The following is a 15,521-nucleotide window of genomic DNA, read 5'->3' as shown; positions in this document are numbered from 1 at the left end:
AACTCCTTTTTGTGCGCTTGGACGCTAATGTTAATTTAATCCGCCCATGCAAAAACCGAATGTCGAAGAAATAACCCTGACGCCCTTTCTGCAGTGCGAGGATGTATGCGAAGTTGGTTGATCCGTTACCGTTACGCAATCATGTTCTGGGTGTGCTTCGGCGTTTTCCGTACCTCCCTGGCCGATTGGAATCCGATCCCCTCCGGCTCCATGCGCCCGACCTTGCTGGAGGGCGATGTGGTGCTGGTCAACCGCGTGGCCTATGACCTCAAGGTGCCGCTCACCGATATTTCCCTGGCCAAGCTCGACAACCCCCAGCGCGGCGATGTGGTGACGTTTTCATCGCCCAAGGATGGCATACGCCTGATCAAGCGTATCGTCGGTATTCCCGGTGACACCCTGGAAATGAAAGACGAGGTGCTGTGGGTCAACGACGTGCCGGCCACCTACAGTGATGCCCAGGACATCAGCGAGCCCATCGTGCCCGGCCATACGGTGCCAGGGATCAAGCTGAACGAGCTGGCGGCCAACCGTCAGCGCACGGTGCAGTTCATGCCGACAGTGCGGGCGTTGCGCAATTTTGGCCCGGTCACTGTGCCGGCTGACAGTTACTTCATGCTGGGGGACAACCGCGATAACAGCGATGACTCCCGGTATATCGGTTTTGTGCCGCGCCGGTTGTTGATCGGGCGCGCGCATCACATTTTGGCATCAGCGCAGATCCTGGATCACTGGATGCCACGCCTGAACAGATTTGGCGCGCCGATTCTCTGACTACGGGTTCGCGGCCAGCGCTCGGATTGCAAACACTGCGATATTGCCCAACTGCTCCACGGTGGCACCGCCCTTGCCGGCGATTTTCATGCCGCTGAGGGAGGCCATCAGAAAATCGCAGGCACCCGATAAATCGGTGCCGGGGGCCAACTCTCCCTGCTCCCGTGCACGCCCTAAGGCGCGCTCCAGCGCATCGCGCAAGCGTTCGGCGCTGTGGGTGGTGAGTCGGTTGATTTCTTCGTCTTCCTGGCCGAATTCGCAGATGGCATTGACTCCCATGCAGCCCGCGGTGCCTTCGCGCAAGGCGCGGGTGGCGAAGGATTGCAAGGTGTCGTGAATGGCCTGCAGCGGCGTCTGGCCCTGGTTGAGGCGCCCGATCAGATCGTCAACACCATTGCGCTGATACTCGGCCATGGACTGCAAGTACAACTGACGTTTGTCGCCGAACGTGTTGTACATGCTTTGGCGACTGAGCCCCATGGCCTGCATCAGTTCCTCGGTGGACGCTGCAGCGAAGCCCTTGTCGCAGAACACACGTATGGCCTGTTGCAGCACCTGGTCGCGGTCGAATGCTCTGGGTCTTGCCATGGGGTACCTCTGCAAATGAAGGATCAGGCCAGGTAACCACCGTCGATGGTCAGGCTGGCACCGGTGACAAAGGCGGCTTCCTCGGACGCGAGGTAGGCAACCATACCAGCGATGTCGTCGGCGGTGCCCAGGCGACCCAGCGGGACCAGGCTTTTGACCAGGTCGGAATGCGGTCCGTCGGCGGGGTTCATGTCGGTGCTGGTCGGGCCGGGCTGGACGTTATTGACGGTGATCCCACGTGGGGCAAAATCAATGGCCAGGCCGCGAATCATACCGGCGATCGCAGCCTTCGTCATGCTATAGACACTGGCACCCGGAAAGCCTGAACGTTGCGCCACTACACTGCCAACGGTGATGATGCGATCACCGCTGTGCATGACCGCAGAACTGGCTTTGGCCGCCGCAAATGCCGCACGGACGTTCACCGCAAACATGCGGTCGAAGTCTTCCAGGCTGAACTCATCGACGGTACCGCGCAGCAGGATACCGGCGTTGTTGACCAGGATATTCAAGGCGCCAAAACGCTTCATGGTATGCGCCACCGCGCGCTCGATTGCTGCCACATCAGCGCTGTCAGCCTGGATGGCCAGGGCGTTGCCGCCTTGGCTTTCGATCTGGCTGACAAGCGTATCTGCCTTTGCGCTGGAAGAAGAATAAGTGAAAGCCACCGCAGCGCCTTCGGCGGCGAGACGGCGAACGATGGCTTCGCCGATACCGCGGGAACCGCCGGTGACCAAGGCGACTTTGCTGTGGAATCGAGAGAGTTGAGCAGTCATGGTGATGCCTGTATTAGTGGATTAATTAATCCACTAAACCCTATCAAGCCTCTTAGAGCGCGCCAAGCTATTTTTGGATTAATTAATCTTTAACTGGGTTGTCCCTTGCTCATCGCCTGTGCCCTCCTGAAGCCAGATACTTACTTTTGAGTGAGCCCATTACCTTTTCGTGCGTTCTTGTGGCCTGTCCACCACGTTCCTATCCTGGGATCTTCGTTTACTCAGGAGGAGTTTTCATGAGCTTTGATCTCGGACTGACAGGCCTTCGCGCGCTGGTCACCGGCGGCACCAAGGGCATCGGTACGGCGGTGGTTGCCGTGTTGCAGGAACAGGGCGCCCAGGTGATTTCAGTCGCGCGTTCGGCGGCGGGTACGCCACCCGAGGGCGTGCATTTCATTGCCGCCGACCTGGGCACTGCGGCCGGTTGTGCCAGCGCCACCGAGGCGGTGAAGGCGCAGTTTGGCGGTGTGGATATCATCGTCAATGTCCTCGGCGGTTCCAGTGCGCCAGGTGGTGGTTTTGCAGTGCTCGATGATGAGCAGTGGATGAATGCGCTAGGCCAGAACCTGATGGCGGCGGTGCGGGTGGATCGGGCGTTGTTACCGGGGATGGTCGAGCGCGGGGCCGGGGTGATCATTCATGTCACGTCGATCCAGCGGGAGCTGCCGTTGCCGGAATCGACCACGGCCTATGCCGCTGCCAAGGCGGCGCTGGCGACGTACAGCAAGAGCCTGTCGAAAGAAGTGACACCCAAGGGCGTGCGGGTGGTGCGGGTTTCGCCGGGCTGGGTGGAGACAGACGCTGCGGTCGCGTTGGCAGAGCGTCTGGCAGATGAGGCGGGCACGGATTACGAAGGCGGCAAGCAGATCATCATGCAAGCGCTGGGCGGCATTCCGCTGGGCCGGCCGGCCAAGCCTCAGGAAGTGGCGGACTTGATCGCGTTCCTGGTCTCGCCCCGCGCCGGGTCGATCAGTGGCACCGAGTACGTGATCGACGGCGGCACCGTGCCCACGGTCTAGATCGCAGGCTTGGCGGCCTGCCATTTGAGCAGGCCATCCAGCACCGGGCACAGGCTCTGGCCCCATTCGGTCATGCGGTATTCCACTTTAGGCGGCACCACCGGGTAGACGGTGCGCTGCACCAGGCCATCGGCTTCAAGCTGGCGCAGTTGTTGGGCGAGCATCTTCTGCGAGATCTCCGGGATCAGCCGCTCAAGGTCGGAATAACGCTGCACCTGGCCGCCGAACAGATGAAACAGGATGATCAATTTCCAACGCCCGCCGAGCCAGGCGAGGGTGGTCTCGACGTCGGCTGCGGCGGTGGCGGGGGTGTAGGTTTTGCTCATCGCATACGTCCTTAGGACATGTCTGAAAGTTTCCATTTGTTTTGACGCCCGCCCCATCCTGGCTTTAGATGGTCGCCACGACCCAACTGGCGGAGATTCAAATGGAATGTATTTTCTGCAGCATTGTTCGAAAAACTTCCCCGGCGCACATCCTGTGGGAAGACGACCAGCATATGGCATTTTTGTCGATCTTCCCCAACACGCCGGGTTTCAGCGTGGTGATTCCCAAACAGCATTACGGCAGCTATGCGTTTGCGCAGTCGGATGATGTGTTGGCCGGGCTCGCGATAGCGGCGAAGAAGACCGCGTTGCAGATCGACCGGGCGTTTCCCGATGTGGCGCGCACGGGGCTGATCATGGAGGGGTATGGCGTGGACCATCTGCATGCGAAGTTGTTTCCCATGCATGGCACCGGTTCGGACAGCGGGTTCAAACCGTTGAGTTCGAAAGTGGACAAGTTTTTCGAAGCGTATGAAGGCTATATCTCGTCCCATGATCATGGGCGGGCGGATGATGCGCAGCTGGCGGAATTAGCCGCGCATATCAGGTCCTTCGACCCAGTGCTCAGGGCGTAGGCGTCGGGCGTTTTTGTGGTGCGTGGATCTTCCGGTATTCATTCGGGCTGACGCCCAGGCGCCTCACGAATGCACGCCGGAAACCGTCTACGTTGGCGTAACCGACCTGGTCGGCTAGGCGCTTCAGGGAAACCTCGGCCCCTTCAATCAAATGCCTGGCACCATCGATGCGGGCCCGCTCGACGAACTCGGCTGGGGTTTGCCCCGCGTCAGCCTTGAATACCCTGGCGAAATTGCGTTCGCTCATGCCTGCCTGCCGGGCCAGCAGCGGCACGCTGAGGTCAGTCGCGAGATGGTCGATGATGTAATGCTGGATATCACGAATTGTGCTGCGCTCGGCGGACTGGGCTGCTAATTGGGCGCTGAACTGCGATTGCCCGCCGGGGCGCTTGAGGTACATCACCAATTCTCTGGCCACGCACAACGCCAGGTCACGGCCGTGATCCTCTTCCACCAGGGCCAGCGCCAGATCCATGCCAGCGGTGATGCCTGCGGATGTATACAGGTTGCCATCGCGAATGAAGATGCTGTCGGCGTCGACCTCAATGTCCGGGTATTGGCGGGCCAGGGCCGCGCACGAATTCCAGTGGGTGGTGGCCCTGCGACGGGCCAGCAAGCCTGCAGCCGCCAACACAAACGCACCGCTGCACACCGAGCCGACACGGCGTGCTTTACCTGCTTGATCACGCACCCAGCGCAGTACGCGCAGGTCACCGGTGATGTCGGCAATTGCCGGGCTGCCGGCGATAAGCAAGGTATCGACCGGGGTGTCGTAGGTGTCGATGCAACCATCCGTCTCTACGCGTAGGCCGCTTGTGCCCTTGATTGGGCCTGGCTGGACACCCACAACGGATATCCGATAGGCGCGAGGTTTGCCCAGCTGTCTTGCCGCTTCGGCGAATACATCCGTGGGGCCCACAAGGTCAAGCATTTGTATGCGCGGAGGCGCCAGGAGACCTATCTTCATTGTATTGCCTGTCAAGGCTGTAAATTTGGCTGAAAACGTCGGCAGTTGATGATTGTTGCCATTTTTTGACTGGTTGAAAATAGCGTCCACGTCTTTCCAGTCAATTGAGTGCATCATGAGTTATAGCAAACTGTCCATGGCCAAGCCTGTCGAGGCGAGTCAAGGCGCCGGCTCCATCAAAAATCTTCCCATCAACCTGTTCGGCAGCGTCATGGGCCTGGCAGGCCTGAGCCTGGCCTGGAGACTTGCCAGCCCAGGATTGGGCCAGGCCAGTTTCGCGGGTGAAATCATTGCTGAGTTCATTGGCTTGCTGTCGGCGTTGGTGTTTGTCGTACTGGCCCTGGGCTATATCACCAAGTGGGTCAAATTCCCCGACGCGGTGAGCGCTGAGTTTGCCCACCCGGTCGCCGGCAACTTCTTTGGCACCGTGACCATTGCACTGCTGTTGCTTAGCGCAGTGGCCGCACCCTACAGCGTGTTGTTGAGCGAAGTGATGTGGACGCTCGGCAGCGTACTGACGGTGTTGCTCGCATTCATCGTCGTATTTCGGTTGCTCGCGGGTGACCGGGATGCCTCGCTTGCCGTGCCAGCCTGGTTGATTCCTGGTGTGGCGGCATTGGACATTGCGGTGACGGGCGCCCATATGCCCATGGCCTGGGCCAACGAACTCAACCTCTTCGCGATCGCGTTGGGCAGTGTGATGGCGGTGGTGTTGTTCAACCAGATTTTTGCCCGTCTGATTCATGAGCCCGCCATGGCCAAGGGCATGACCCCTTCACTGATGGTGATGGTGGCGCCGTTTGCGGTAGGGTTCCTGGCCTACGTGAACGTGTTCGGTGTGATCGATCACTTCGCCAGCCTGCTCTTCTATTTCGGCTTGTTTTTGTTTGTTGTCCTGGCGTTCAAGGTGTTTCGAAACGCAGCGCCTTTCTCACCTGCGTGGTGGGCGATCAGTTTTCCCATCGCTGCATTGAGTAATGCTGCCTTGAAATATGCCGATGCGAAGCAGAGCGTGTTCCTGATGGTGATTGCTTACGGGCTGGTGGTTTTCTTGACGATTGCCTTGGCCATCTTGTTCGCCAAGACCCTGAAAATGCTGTTCGACGGTCGCTTGTTGATGAGCTGACCCTGAGTGGGCGCGGGCCAGCCCGCGCCTATTGCAGATTTTCGCTACGACGGCTGCTGACCTCCGCCGGCACATCATCCCCCGCCATGCGCTTACGGAACAACGCCGTACGCGCCAGCAACAACGTGGTCACCGGCACCGTGATCGACAACAAGATCGGAATCAACCACCCGTGCAACACCGGGCCGGACTTGAGCACCGAAAAGTAGATGATCGACGCTAGCGCCACACACCACGCCCCCAACGTCGAAGCCAATGCCGGCGGGTGCATGCGCTGGAAGAAGTCCTTCATCCTTAGCAAGCCGATCGCGCCAATCAATGCAAACACACTGCTCAACACCAGCAGCACGGCCACGATGACTTCCATCCATAACGGCATCATTCAATCACCTCCCCACGCAGCAGGAATTTCGCCAGGGCAAACGAGCCCACGAAGCCGAACAGCGCAATCAGCAGCGCCGCTTCAAAGTAGGTGTCACTGGCGTAGCGAATGCCCAACACCAGCATCATCAGCATCGCCAGGATGTACAGGTAGTCCAGCGCCAATACCCGGTCCTGGGCCGATGGGCCTTTGAACAGACGGATCAGCGTCAGCACCATGGCCAGTGAGAACAGGAACAGGCTGAGCAGGATCGCATTGGAGAGCAGGGCGCTCATTCGAAGATCTCCATCAGGGGCCGTTCGTAGGTGGTCTTGAAGTGCTCGATGAAGGATGCTTCATCCTCCAGGTCAAACACGTGCAAGAGCAGGATGCTACGGTCCAGCGCCAGTTCCGACCAGATGGTGCCGGGCACCACGGTGGTGATCATCGACAACGCCGCCAGGCCGTTGGCGTCGCGCAGGTCCAGGGGGATCTTGATGAAGCGCGAACGCGGTGGACGGGAGCTGCAGATCAGCACGCCCCAGGCCACTTGCAGGTTGGAGATGATCACATCGCGGCCCACCAGGAAGAACAGGCGAATGATCACCCCAGGGCGGCGAATGCGGATCGGCAACGGCCGCAGCGTCGCCATCATCAGCGGCGCCAGAAAACCCAGCAGCGCGCCCAGCAGCAGGTTGCCGGGGCTCACGGACAGGTTGAGCACCAGCCACAACAGCCACAACGCCAGCGACAACCACGGAGCAGGGAACAGACGCTTCATGGCTGCACCTCCAGCGCGGCGGCCTTGGCTTCAGGGCTCGGCACCGGGCGCGTGGCCATCACCGCCATCACGTAGTGTTCCGGGTTGTTCAGGCTGACGGCCGTGTCCTGGGTGTAGCGCATCAGCGGCTCGGCCTTGAAAGTCAGCAGGATGCTCAGGCCCAGCAGGAAGAAGATCGGCAGGCACTCGTAGCGACGCAGCAGCGGCGAAGGGCGCTCTTCCGGGGTCCAGAAACGCTGGATGCCGAGGCGGGCGAAGGCGATCAACGAGGCCAGGCCCGAGAGGATCAACAACGCGACCAAGCCCCAGGCTGCCGGGCGGATCGGCGCGTCAACGCTGACGCCCAGGCCCAGCGGATTGACCAGTGCACTCAACAGGCTGAGCTTGCCGATAAAACCGGACAGCGGCGGCATGCCGATGATCAGCAGTCCGCAGGCGATAAAACTCAAGCCCAGGAAGGCCATGGTCCAGGGAATCACCTGGCCGACCACGGCTTGCTGTTCATCATCCAGGTTCACGCCGGGGCGCGGGTGCAGCGATTCCATGGCTTTGGGCAGCGCATCGATCTCTTCATCCAGCGGCAGGTCGTTGGCCGAGCGCGAACGCTCGATCAGTTCGGCCAGCAAGAACAGCGCGCTCAATGCCAGTGTCGAGCTGACCAGATAAAACAGCGCCCCCGCCGTCAGGCTTGGCTGAGCAAAACCCACGGCTGACAGCAAGATCCCCGCCGACACCAGAATGCTCAAGCTGGCCATACGTTCCAACCGCTGCGCCGCCACCATCGCCAGCCCGGCGCAGATGATGGTCGCCATGCCTCCATACACCAGCCAGTCGCCGCCAAACAGCGCCGAGGCTCCGGCCTGGCCGGAGAACAGCAGGGTCCACAGGCGCAGCACGGTGTACACGCCGACCTTGGTCATGATCGCGAACATCGCCGCCACCGGCGCACTCGCCGAAGAATAGGCGGGCGCCAGCCAGAAGTTCAGCGGCCACATGCCGGCCTTGGCCAGGAACGCCGTCGCCAGGATCGCCGCACCAGCGTGCAACAGGCCACGATCCGCCTCCGGCACCAGCGGGATCTTCAACGCCAGGTCAGCGAAGTTCAGCGTGCCAGTCACCCCGTAGATCATCGCCGCGCCAATCAAAAACAGCGACGATGCGAGCAGGTTGATCGCAATGTAATGCAGCCCCGCCGACACTCGCGCCCGGCCCGAGCCGTGCAGCATCAAGCCATAGGACGCCGCCAGCAGCACCTCGAAGAATACGAACAGGTTGAACAGGTCGGCGGTCAGGAAGGCGCCATATAGACCCATCATCTGCACCTGGAACAACGCATGGAAACTGGTGCCCGCGCGGTCCCAGCGGGCCATGGCGAACAGCAGCGCACTCACGCCGATGATGCCGGTGAGTACCAGCATCAGCGCCGACAACTGATCCATCACCAACACGATGCCAAACGGCACTTGCCAGTTGCCGGGCAGGTACACGCCAATCGAGCCGGGGCCGCCTTTTTGCGTCCAGTACAGCAGCAAAACGGCGATGCCCAGGCCGATCATGCTGGAGAACAGGTTGATGCGCGCCTTGAGCGGACGGTGCTTCTCGCCGAGCATCAGCATCAATGCGGCGGTGAGCAACGGCAGCAGGATCGGCGCGACGATCATTTGATTCATCCACGTCATTCCTTGGGCTCCCGGCCGTCCACATGGTCCGTGCCGGTCAAGCCACGGGAGGCGAGCAGCACCACCAGGAACAAGGCGGTCATGGCGAAGCTGATCACGATGGCCGTCAGCACCAACGCCTGGGGCAGGGGATCTGTGTAGTTGAGCAAGTCTTGCGGCACGCCGTCCTTGATGATCGGCTCCTTGCCGATAAACAGGCTGCCCATGCTGAAAATGAACAGGTTGACCCCATACGACAACAGGCACAGGCCCATCACCACCTGGAAGGTCCTTGGCCGCAGGATCAGCCAGACGCCGGAGGCCGCCAGGACCCCAATGGCAATTGCGATGACTTCTTCCATCAGGCGGCTCCTTCCGTAGCGGCAACCACTTTGGCCTGGTTGCTCGGTTTATGGGCCCGCACGGACTGGTGACCGAGGGCGGTGAGCATCAGCAGCGTCGAGCCGACGACCATGGCGTACACGCCGACGTCGAAGAACAGTGCGCTGGCGATGTGGATGTCGCCGAGCAGCGGCAGGCTGAAATGCCAGGTGTGGGTGGTGAGGAATGGATACCCGGCAAACAGTGCGCCGAGACCGGTCAACGTTGCCGAGAACAGCCCGAAGCCCATCCAGCGCATCGGCCGCAGGCTCATCTGTGCCTCGACCCACTGCGTACCCGCGACCATGTATTGCAGGATAAACGCCACCGACATCACCAGCCCGGCGACAAACCCGCCGCCCGGTTGGTTGTGGCCGCGCATGAACAGGTAGAACGACACCACCAGCGCAATCGGCAGCAGCAGGCGCACCAGCACCGCCGGCACCATCATGAAGCCCAGGGCGGTGTCGCTGGCCTGGCGTGGGTTGACCAGGTCGGTGGCCACGTCCGGCGCCAACTGGCGCTGTTGGGCGGGCAGTTGCATGCTTTCCTTGGAGGGGCGGAAGCGGCGCAACAGGGCGTACACCGTCAGCGCCACTGCGCCGAGCACGGTGATTTCACCCAGGGTATCGAAGCCCCGGAAGTCCACCAGCATCACGTTCACCACATTGCTGCCGCCGCCTTCGGGCAGGGCACGGCTTAAGTAGAACGAGGAAATGTCGTTGGGCGTCTGGCGCGTCAGCATCGCGTAGGACAGCAGCGCCATGCCGCCGCCGACCACGGTCGACAACAGGAAGTCGCGCAGGCGCCGGATGCGCGCCTTGCGCAAGGAGCTTGGCAGTGGCGACACTTCTTCGATTCGCCGTGGCAGCCAGCGCAGGCCGAGCAGGATCAGCACCGTGGTCACTACCTCGACGACCAACTGGGTCAGCGCCAGGTCCGGCGCCGAGAACCACACAAAGGTCACGCAGGTCATCAGGCCGCACACGCTGACCATGGTCAGGGCCGCCAGCCGGTGGTACTTGGCTTGCCAGGCGGCACCGAGGGCACAGGCAATCGCCAGCAGCCACAGGGTCACGAATACTATGGAACCGGGGATCTTCGGCCGGTCGCCCCAACTGAGGCCACTGTTGAGCATCGGGATCATGCCGCCGATCACCGCCACCAACACCAGCAGGAACAACTGGGTCTGCAGGCGCTTGGTGCTGATGCGTTTCTCGATCTTGCGCACCCCGCGCATCATCACCACCAGGCTGCGCTCGAAGCCGCGCTTGCCGTTGAAGTAACTGATGATAGGCGGGTATTTGAAGCGGCCTAGCTTGAGTTGCTTGCGCAGCAGCAGATACAGAACGACGCCAGCGGACATGGCCACCAGGCTCATGATCATCGGCGCGTTCCAGCCGTGCCAGATCGCCAGGCTGTACTCCGGCAGCACGCCGCCGACGACAGGCAAGGCGGCAGCGGCGAGGATCGAACCGACCACCTGGGCCGGGAAAATCCCCACCAGCAGGCAGGTGAACACCAGCAGCTCCACCGGCGCACGCATCCAGCGAGGGGGCTCGTGGGGCGTGTGCGGCAGGTTGGTGGCGGTGGGGCCAAAGAACACATCAATGGTAAAGCGCAGCGCGTAGACCACGCTGAATGTACCGGCGACCGTCGCGATCACCGGCAGGGCAAATTCCACCCAGGCGGTGGAGGAGATGAACACGGTTTCGGCGAAGAACATCTCTTTGGACAGGAAGCCGTTGAGCAACGGCACCCCGGCCATGGACGCACTGGCAACCATCGCCAGGGTCGCGGTAAAGGGAATCAAGCGGACCAGGCCACTGAGCTTGCGAATGTCGCGGGTGCCGCTTTCGTGGTCGATGATGCCTGCGGCCATGAACAACGAGGCCTTGAACGTGGCGTGATTGAGGATGTGGAACACGGCTGCAACGGCGGCCAGTGGGCTGTTGAGGCCCAGCAATAAGGTGATCAAGCCAAGGTGGCTGATGGTGGAATAGGCCAGCAGGCCCTTGAGGTCGTTTTGAAAGATCGCGCAGTAAGCGCCGAGAAGCAGGGTAATCGCGCCGGCACCGCCGACGATATAGAACCATTCTTCGCTGCCAGACAGCGACGGCCACAGGCGGGCCAACAGGAACACGCCGGCCTTCACCATCGTTGCCGAATGCAGGTACGCCGACACCGGCGTGGGCGCCGCCATTGCGTGAGGCAGCCAGAAGTGGAACGGGAACTGCGCGCTTTTGCTCAAGGCACCGATCAGCACCAGAGCCAGCATGACCGGGTACAGCGAGTGCGCGCGAATCTGATCGCCCGCTGCCAGCACCTGGTCCAAGTCGTAGCTGCCGACTATATGCCCCAGCAACATCACGCCCGCCAGCAGGCACAAGCCGCCCGCGCCGGTGACCATCAACGCCATGTACGCGCCGCGTCGCGCGTCGGCGCGGTGGTGCCAATAGCCGATCAGCAGGAACGAGAACAGGCTGGTCAGTTCCCAGAAGAACACGATCTGGACCAGGTTGCCGGAAATCACCAGCCCGAGCATGGCGCCCATGAACGCCAGGAAAAACGCGAAGAAGCGCGGCACCGGGTCGTCCGGTGACATGTAATAGCGCGCATACAACGACACCAGCGTGCCGATGCCCAGCACCAGCATCGAGAACAGCCAGGCAAACCCATCCATGCGCAGCACGAAGTTCAGCCCGAGGCTGGGCAACCACATGAATTCTTCGCGGATCACGCCACCATGGGCGATCTGGGGGTAGAGCAGGGCGACTTGAATGGTGCCGACCAGGGCCACAAGGCCGGCCAGCAGGGATTCGGTGTTACGTGCATTGTGCGGCAGCAAGGCCGCCAGACAGCTGCCAGCGAACGGCAGAAGCAGTAGAACTATCAGGGACATAGGCTTCTAATCTGCGGGAGTTTGGGATGCATCATACGTGCCGCTTTCTCGATCACCAAACGGCAAGATGTGGCAGGATCCTACAAGGTAGGCCGAAAACTCCCATTTGGCATTGTTTCAATGCCCCGCTTAGCCCTGATGTTCCTGCTCCAGCTCATTGTCCACTGCAAGCGCCTTTTGTGCCTTGGTCTTCATTTCACTGACAATCACCGCCGCCACAATCAACGCCGCGCCCAGCATCGCAATCGGCGGGAAGCGCTCCCCGGCGATCCGTCCCACCACGCCTGCCCACACCGGCTCACCGGCATAAATCAACGTGGCTCGGGTGGGCGAAACGCTTTGCTGGGCCCAATTCATCGCGACCTGGATCACTGCACTGGTCAAACCCAGGCCCACCGCACTGAACAGCAGCAGCCACGAGAACCCCGGCAAGGCCTCGCCCATCGGCACCACCATCAGGAACGACAGCAACGAGGCCGTGGCCAGTTGCACCACGGTCACCCGGCGCACATCCACCTGCCCGGCAAAGGCGCTGATCAGGATGATTTCAGCGGCAATCGCGACGGCGCCGATCAAGGTGGCGATTTCGCCAGGGCTGAAATTCAGTGAAGCGCCCGCTGGCCCGGTCAGCAGCATCAAGCCGGTAAACGCCAGCATGATCCCAATGCTCGGCATCAGGCCTGGACGGCGTCCCAGCACCATCCACTGCAGCAACGGCACGAACGGTACATACAACGCCGTGATAAACGCCGATTGGCTGCTCAGGATCGTCTGCAAGCCAATGGTTTGCAGCCCGTAGCCAAACATGATCGCTACGCCGATGAATACGCCGGCCTTCAACTCGAACAGCGTCAGGTCACGCAACGTGCGCAAGGAAAAGAACCCCACCACGATGGCGGCGGCGGCAAATCGCAAACCGACGAAAAACATCGGCCCGCTGACGGCCATCGCGTGTTGCACCAGCAAAAAGGTGCCGCCCCAGATCATGGTGATCACCACCAGGATGCATTCGGCTTTGCTGAAACGGTTGAAACGCGAAGGGGAGTTCGGGGTGGTCATGGCGGCTCGGTCTTGCAAGGGAAAGGCACGGACCGCACAATGCGCCGCACGCTGGGCAGTATACTGCGCACACCCACCCATTGAGCAATATAGTGCACAAAGAAAACCCACAACGGGCCTCGGTCCTGCAGCACGTCAGCCAAAACGTTCGTCGCCTGCGCCATGCCGCCGACCTGAGCCAGACCGCGCTTTCGGAAAAATCCGGGGTCAGCCGGCGCATGCTGGTGGCCATTGAGGCAGGGGAGAAGAACGTCAGCCTGTCCACCCTCGACCGCGTGGCTGAAGCGTTGGACGTGGCGTTCAGTGACCTGATCCAGGCGCCGGATGCCCCCGACCACAGCCGCATCAACGAACTGGCCTGGGCCGGCGAAATTCCCGGCAGCAAGGCGGTGCTGCTGGCCAAGGCCACGGCGCGGCGTGAGGTCGAATTGTGGGAGATGCAACTGGAACCGGGCGATCGCTACAGCCCCGATCCCGACCCGGAAGGCTGGAGCGTGCAACTGTTCGTGTTCGAAGGCTGCCTCACCCTGCTGGTGGGCGAGGAAGAAAAACACGTCGCCGCCGGCGAGTTTTACATGTTCGCCAGCCGCCACGTGCATGGCTATTGCAATGACGGCGATGTGCCTGTGCGGTTTGTGCGCAACGTGGTGATCTAACTGTTCGCCCGGCAACAGTGGATGGACACTTTGCTGCTTTGAAATGCGCCCTGTTGCGCTGAATGACCAGCAAATCGCTGATTTTATTGGCGATTAAATTCAGGCACGACTCCTGCAATCACTCCAGTATCCCCTCGGAGCCTGGAGTCGGCCCATGTCAGCCCACCCTCAACACCCTGCCCATATCATCCGCTCGGACGCGGAAGCCATCGAGGTCGCCACGCGCCTGGCTGCACGGTTCGCGGTCGACGCCAGCGCGCGCGACCGTGAGCGTCGCCTGCCGGTGGCCGAACTCGACGAATTCTCGGCCAGCGGCTTGTGGGGCATCACCATTCCCAAGGCTTATGGCGGTGCTGAGGTGTCGTATGTGACAGTGGCCGAGGTGATCAAACTGATCTCCGCCGCCGACCCCTCCCTGGGGCAGATTCCGCAGAACCACCTCGGTGTCGTCGACATTCTGCTGCAGACGGCCACGGAGGCACAAAAGCAGTACTACTTCGGCAAAGTCCTCCAAGGCTATCGCTTCGGCAATGCCTTCTCCGAAGCCAAGAGCAAGAACGCCGGCACCTTCGACACGCAGATCCGTTTCCACGGCGACACCGCGCAAATCAACGGCGAGAAGTTCTACTGCACCGGCGCGTTGTTCGCCCACATCGTGCCCACCGTCGGTAATAACGAAAAAGACCAGGCGTTCATCGCCTTCATCGAACGCGATGCCCAAGGCCTGAGTGTGATCGACAGCTGGGACGGCTTCGGCCAGCGCACCACCGCCAGCGGCGGCGTGACTCTCGACGGTGTGACCGTCCCCGTCAGCGCGGTGATCCCCGCCCACCAGGCCTTCGATCAACCCACCGCCAACGGCCCGATTTCACAGATCATCCAGGCAGCCGTCGACACCGGCATCGCCCTGGGCGCCCTTGAACAGGCCAAGATCTACGCACGCCAGGCGCGGCCGTGGATCGACAGCCAACAGGATCACGGCTGGCAGGACCCGTTCACCATCGCCGCCATCGGCGACCTGGAATGGCGCGTGCACGGCACCGAAGCCATCCTCGCCAAGGCCGGCCTGGCGGTGGACCGTGCCCTCGCCGAGCCAAGTGAAGACAGCGTGGCCCAGGCCTCCTTGGTGGTTGCCCAGGCCAAAGTGCTGTCGGCCGAAACCGCCTTGCTCGCCAGCAGCAAGCTCTTCGAACTGGCTGGCACCCGCTCGGTCACCGGCAAACACAACCTTGACCGCTTCTGGCGCAACGCGCGCACCCACACCCTGCACGACCCGGCGCGCTGGAAGTACCACCTGATCGGCAATTTCGTGCTCAACGGCGTGAAGCCCGCGCGCCACGCCTGGAACTGAGGATTGACCATGACCGCACTGAGCCTTGCGCGCCAACTATTGGACAGCACCCGCCGCCATGTCCAGAAAAGCGATGACCCCTATGTGATCAGCCGCTTCGGCGATCTGCAGATCCGCGTTGACGTGGCCGCCGCCTTGCTGGAACGCGCTGAAACCCACCCAAGCCCGGTGGCCGCCACCGAAGCGCAGATCGCCGCCGCCGAAGCCTTGATTGCCGCGAG

General features: G+C 61.5%; 17 protein-coding genes and 1 pseudogene. 7 read left to right on the top strand and 11 right to left on the bottom strand.

From position 1 onward, the window contains the following. The first annotated feature begins 105 nt into the window (after positions 1-105). The gene (lepB, locus tag H096_RS31925) at positions 106-774 is read left to right on the top strand and encodes a signal peptidase I (protein WP_033903214.1); all 669 of its coding nucleotides are present in this window, start codon (positions 106-108) and stop codon (positions 772-774) included. On the opposite strand, the gene H096_RS31920 is transcribed toward lepB, so the two are convergent. Together H096_RS31920 and H096_RS31915 are read right to left on the bottom strand one after the other, a co-directional pair. Next, positions 775-1,362, bottom strand: a complete 588-nt coding sequence (locus H096_RS31920; RefSeq protein ID WP_033903213.1) for a TetR/AcrR family transcriptional regulator — start codon at positions 1,360-1,362, stop codon at positions 775-777. It lies immediately after the preceding gene. Between the two features lie 23 nt (positions 1,363-1,385). Next, a complete protein-coding gene (locus tag H096_RS31915; protein ID WP_033903212.1) occupies positions 1,386-2,138 on the bottom strand; it encodes a 3-oxoacyl-ACP reductase family protein in 753 nt (250 codons plus the stop codon). 236 nt (positions 2,139-2,374) lie between these two features. On the opposite strand from H096_RS31915, the gene H096_RS31910 reads away from it, so the two are divergent. Continuing rightward, a complete protein-coding gene (locus tag H096_RS31910; protein ID WP_033903211.1) occupies positions 2,375-3,157 on the top strand; it encodes an SDR family oxidoreductase in 783 nt (260 codons plus the stop codon). Here the strand turns inward: H096_RS31910 and H096_RS31905 are convergent. After that, positions 3,154-3,483, bottom strand: coding sequence for a helix-turn-helix domain-containing protein (locus H096_RS31905; protein ID WP_033903210.1), 330 nt, complete (start codon positions 3,481-3,483; stop codon positions 3,154-3,156). The two genes, H096_RS31910 and H096_RS31905, sit on opposite strands and share 4 nt — an antisense overlap. 101 nt (positions 3,484-3,584) lie before the next feature. On the opposite strand from H096_RS31905, the gene H096_RS31900 reads away from it, so the two are divergent. After that, positions 3,585-4,058: an HIT family protein gene (locus H096_RS31900; protein ID WP_033903319.1), complete on the top strand. Its 474-nt coding sequence runs from the start codon at positions 3,585-3,587 to the stop codon at positions 4,056-4,058. Here H096_RS31900 and H096_RS31895 read toward each other — a convergent pair. Next, positions 4,048-5,025 carry a DJ-1/PfpI family protein gene (locus tag H096_RS31895; protein ID WP_033903318.1) on the bottom strand — a complete coding sequence of 326 codons (978 nt, stop codon included), beginning with the start codon at positions 5,023-5,025 and terminating at the stop codon, positions 4,048-4,050. The genes H096_RS31900 and H096_RS31895 overlap by 11 nt on opposite strands. Before the next feature lie 115 nt (positions 5,026-5,140). Between H096_RS31895 and H096_RS31890 the strand changes: the two genes are divergently transcribed. Beyond that, complete coding sequence (locus H096_RS31890) at positions 5,141-6,151, top strand: SLAC1 anion channel family protein (protein WP_033903209.1); 1,011 nt, start codon at positions 5,141-5,143, stop codon at positions 6,149-6,151. Between the two features lie 28 nt (positions 6,152-6,179). Here the strand turns inward: H096_RS31890 and H096_RS31885 are convergent, their stop codons facing one another. The 7 genes from H096_RS31885 to H096_RS31855 all read right to left on the bottom strand — a co-directional run bounded on the left by H096_RS31885 (position 6,180) and on the right by H096_RS31855 (position 13,293). Beyond that, positions 6,180-6,533, bottom strand: coding sequence for a Na+/H+ antiporter subunit G (locus tag H096_RS31885; protein ID WP_033903208.1), 354 nt, complete (start codon positions 6,531-6,533; stop codon positions 6,180-6,182). Further along, positions 6,530-6,808: a K+/H+ antiporter subunit F gene (locus H096_RS31880; protein WP_010209507.1), complete on the bottom strand. Its 279-nt coding sequence runs from the start codon at positions 6,806-6,808 to the stop codon at positions 6,530-6,532. The genes H096_RS31885 and H096_RS31880 overlap by 4 nt, the downstream gene beginning before the upstream one ends. After that, entirely contained in the window at positions 6,805-7,293 is a 489-nt protein-coding gene (locus H096_RS31875) for a Na+/H+ antiporter subunit E (RefSeq protein WP_033903207.1), read from the bottom strand. The genes H096_RS31880 and H096_RS31875 overlap by 4 nt, the downstream gene beginning before the upstream one ends. Continuing rightward, positions 7,290-8,972, bottom strand: coding sequence for a monovalent cation/H+ antiporter subunit D (locus H096_RS31870; protein WP_033903206.1), 1,683 nt, complete (start codon positions 8,970-8,972; stop codon positions 7,290-7,292). The genes H096_RS31875 and H096_RS31870 overlap by 4 nt, the downstream gene beginning before the upstream one ends. Next, a complete protein-coding gene (locus tag H096_RS31865; protein WP_003192163.1) occupies positions 8,969-9,313 on the bottom strand; it encodes a Na+/H+ antiporter subunit C in 345 nt (114 codons plus the stop codon). Before H096_RS31865 ends, H096_RS31870 begins: the two co-directional genes overlap by 4 nt. Beyond that, positions 9,313-12,234, bottom strand: a complete 2,922-nt coding sequence (locus H096_RS31860) for a monovalent cation/H+ antiporter subunit A (RefSeq protein ID WP_033903205.1) — start codon at positions 12,232-12,234, stop codon at positions 9,313-9,315. The genes H096_RS31865 and H096_RS31860 overlap by 1 nt, the downstream gene beginning before the upstream one ends. Positions 12,235-12,363: 129 nt before the next feature. Next, positions 12,364-13,293: a DMT family transporter gene (locus tag H096_RS31855; protein ID WP_033903203.1), complete on the bottom strand. Its 930-nt coding sequence runs from the start codon at positions 13,291-13,293 to the stop codon at positions 12,364-12,366. Between the two features lie 92 nt (positions 13,294-13,385). On the opposite strand from H096_RS31855, the gene H096_RS31850 reads away from it, so the two are divergent. The 3 genes and pseudogenes from H096_RS31850 to H096_RS31840 all read left to right on the top strand — a co-directional run. Further along, complete coding sequence (locus tag H096_RS31850; RefSeq protein WP_033903202.1) at positions 13,386-13,949, top strand: XRE family transcriptional regulator; 564 nt, start codon at positions 13,386-13,388, stop codon at positions 13,947-13,949. Positions 13,950-14,103: 154 nt separating this feature from the next. Continuing rightward, positions 14,104-15,300 (top strand): SfnB family sulfur acquisition oxidoreductase, encoded by a 1,197-nt coding sequence (locus H096_RS31845; protein ID WP_033903201.1) that lies wholly within the window; start codon positions 14,104-14,106, stop codon positions 15,298-15,300. Between the two features lie 9 nt (positions 15,301-15,309). Continuing rightward, a pseudogene (locus tag H096_RS31840) lies at positions 15,310-15,521 on the top strand (acyl-CoA dehydrogenase); the annotation flags it as partial.

Origin of the sequence: Pseudomonas sp. FH1 (genome assembly GCF_000510895.2) — a bacterium.
Taxonomy (GTDB): Bacteria; Pseudomonadota; Gammaproteobacteria; order Pseudomonadales; family Pseudomonadaceae; genus Aquipseudomonas; species Aquipseudomonas azotoformans_A.
This window is presented reverse-complemented; position numbering and strand designations above follow the sequence as displayed.

Coding starts and splice junctions, on each gene's coding strand:
- lepB (WP_033903214.1), top strand. CDS start 106: ATGCGAAGTTGGTTGATCCGTTACCGTTACGCAATCATGTTCTGGGTG.
- H096_RS31920 (WP_033903213.1), bottom strand. CDS start 1,362: ATGGCAAGACCCAGAGCATTCGACCGCGACCAGGTGCTGCAACAGGCC.
- H096_RS31915 (WP_033903212.1), bottom strand. CDS start 2,138: ATGACTGCTCAACTCTCTCGATTCCACAGCAAAGTCGCCTTGGTCACC.
- H096_RS31910 (WP_033903211.1), top strand. CDS start 2,375: ATGAGCTTTGATCTCGGACTGACAGGCCTTCGCGCGCTGGTCACCGGC.
- H096_RS31905 (WP_033903210.1), bottom strand. CDS start 3,483: ATGAGCAAAACCTACACCCCCGCCACCGCCGCAGCCGACGTCGAGACC.
- H096_RS31900 (WP_033903319.1), top strand. CDS start 3,585: ATGGAATGTATTTTCTGCAGCATTGTTCGAAAAACTTCCCCGGCGCAC.
- H096_RS31895 (WP_033903318.1), bottom strand. CDS start 5,025: ATGAAGATAGGTCTCCTGGCGCCTCCGCGCATACAAATGCTTGACCTT.
- H096_RS31890 (WP_033903209.1), top strand. CDS start 5,141: ATGAGTTATAGCAAACTGTCCATGGCCAAGCCTGTCGAGGCGAGTCAA.
- H096_RS31885 (WP_033903208.1), bottom strand. CDS start 6,533: ATGATGCCGTTATGGATGGAAGTCATCGTGGCCGTGCTGCTGGTGTTG.
- H096_RS31880 (WP_010209507.1), bottom strand. CDS start 6,808: ATGAGCGCCCTGCTCTCCAATGCGATCCTGCTCAGCCTGTTCCTGTTC.
- H096_RS31875 (WP_033903207.1), bottom strand. CDS start 7,293: ATGAAGCGTCTGTTCCCTGCTCCGTGGTTGTCGCTGGCGTTGTGGCTG.
- H096_RS31870 (WP_033903206.1), bottom strand. CDS start 8,972: ATGACGTGGATGAATCAAATGATCGTCGCGCCGATCCTGCTGCCGTTG.
- H096_RS31865 (WP_003192163.1), bottom strand. CDS start 9,313: ATGGAAGAAGTCATCGCAATTGCCATTGGGGTCCTGGCGGCCTCCGGC.
- H096_RS31860 (WP_033903205.1), bottom strand. CDS start 12,234: ATGTCCCTGATAGTTCTACTGCTTCTGCCGTTCGCTGGCAGCTGTCTG.
- H096_RS31855 (WP_033903203.1), bottom strand. CDS start 13,293: ATGACCACCCCGAACTCCCCTTCGCGTTTCAACCGTTTCAGCAAAGCC.
- H096_RS31845 (WP_033903201.1), top strand. CDS start 14,104: ATGTCAGCCCACCCTCAACACCCTGCCCATATCATCCGCTCGGACGCG.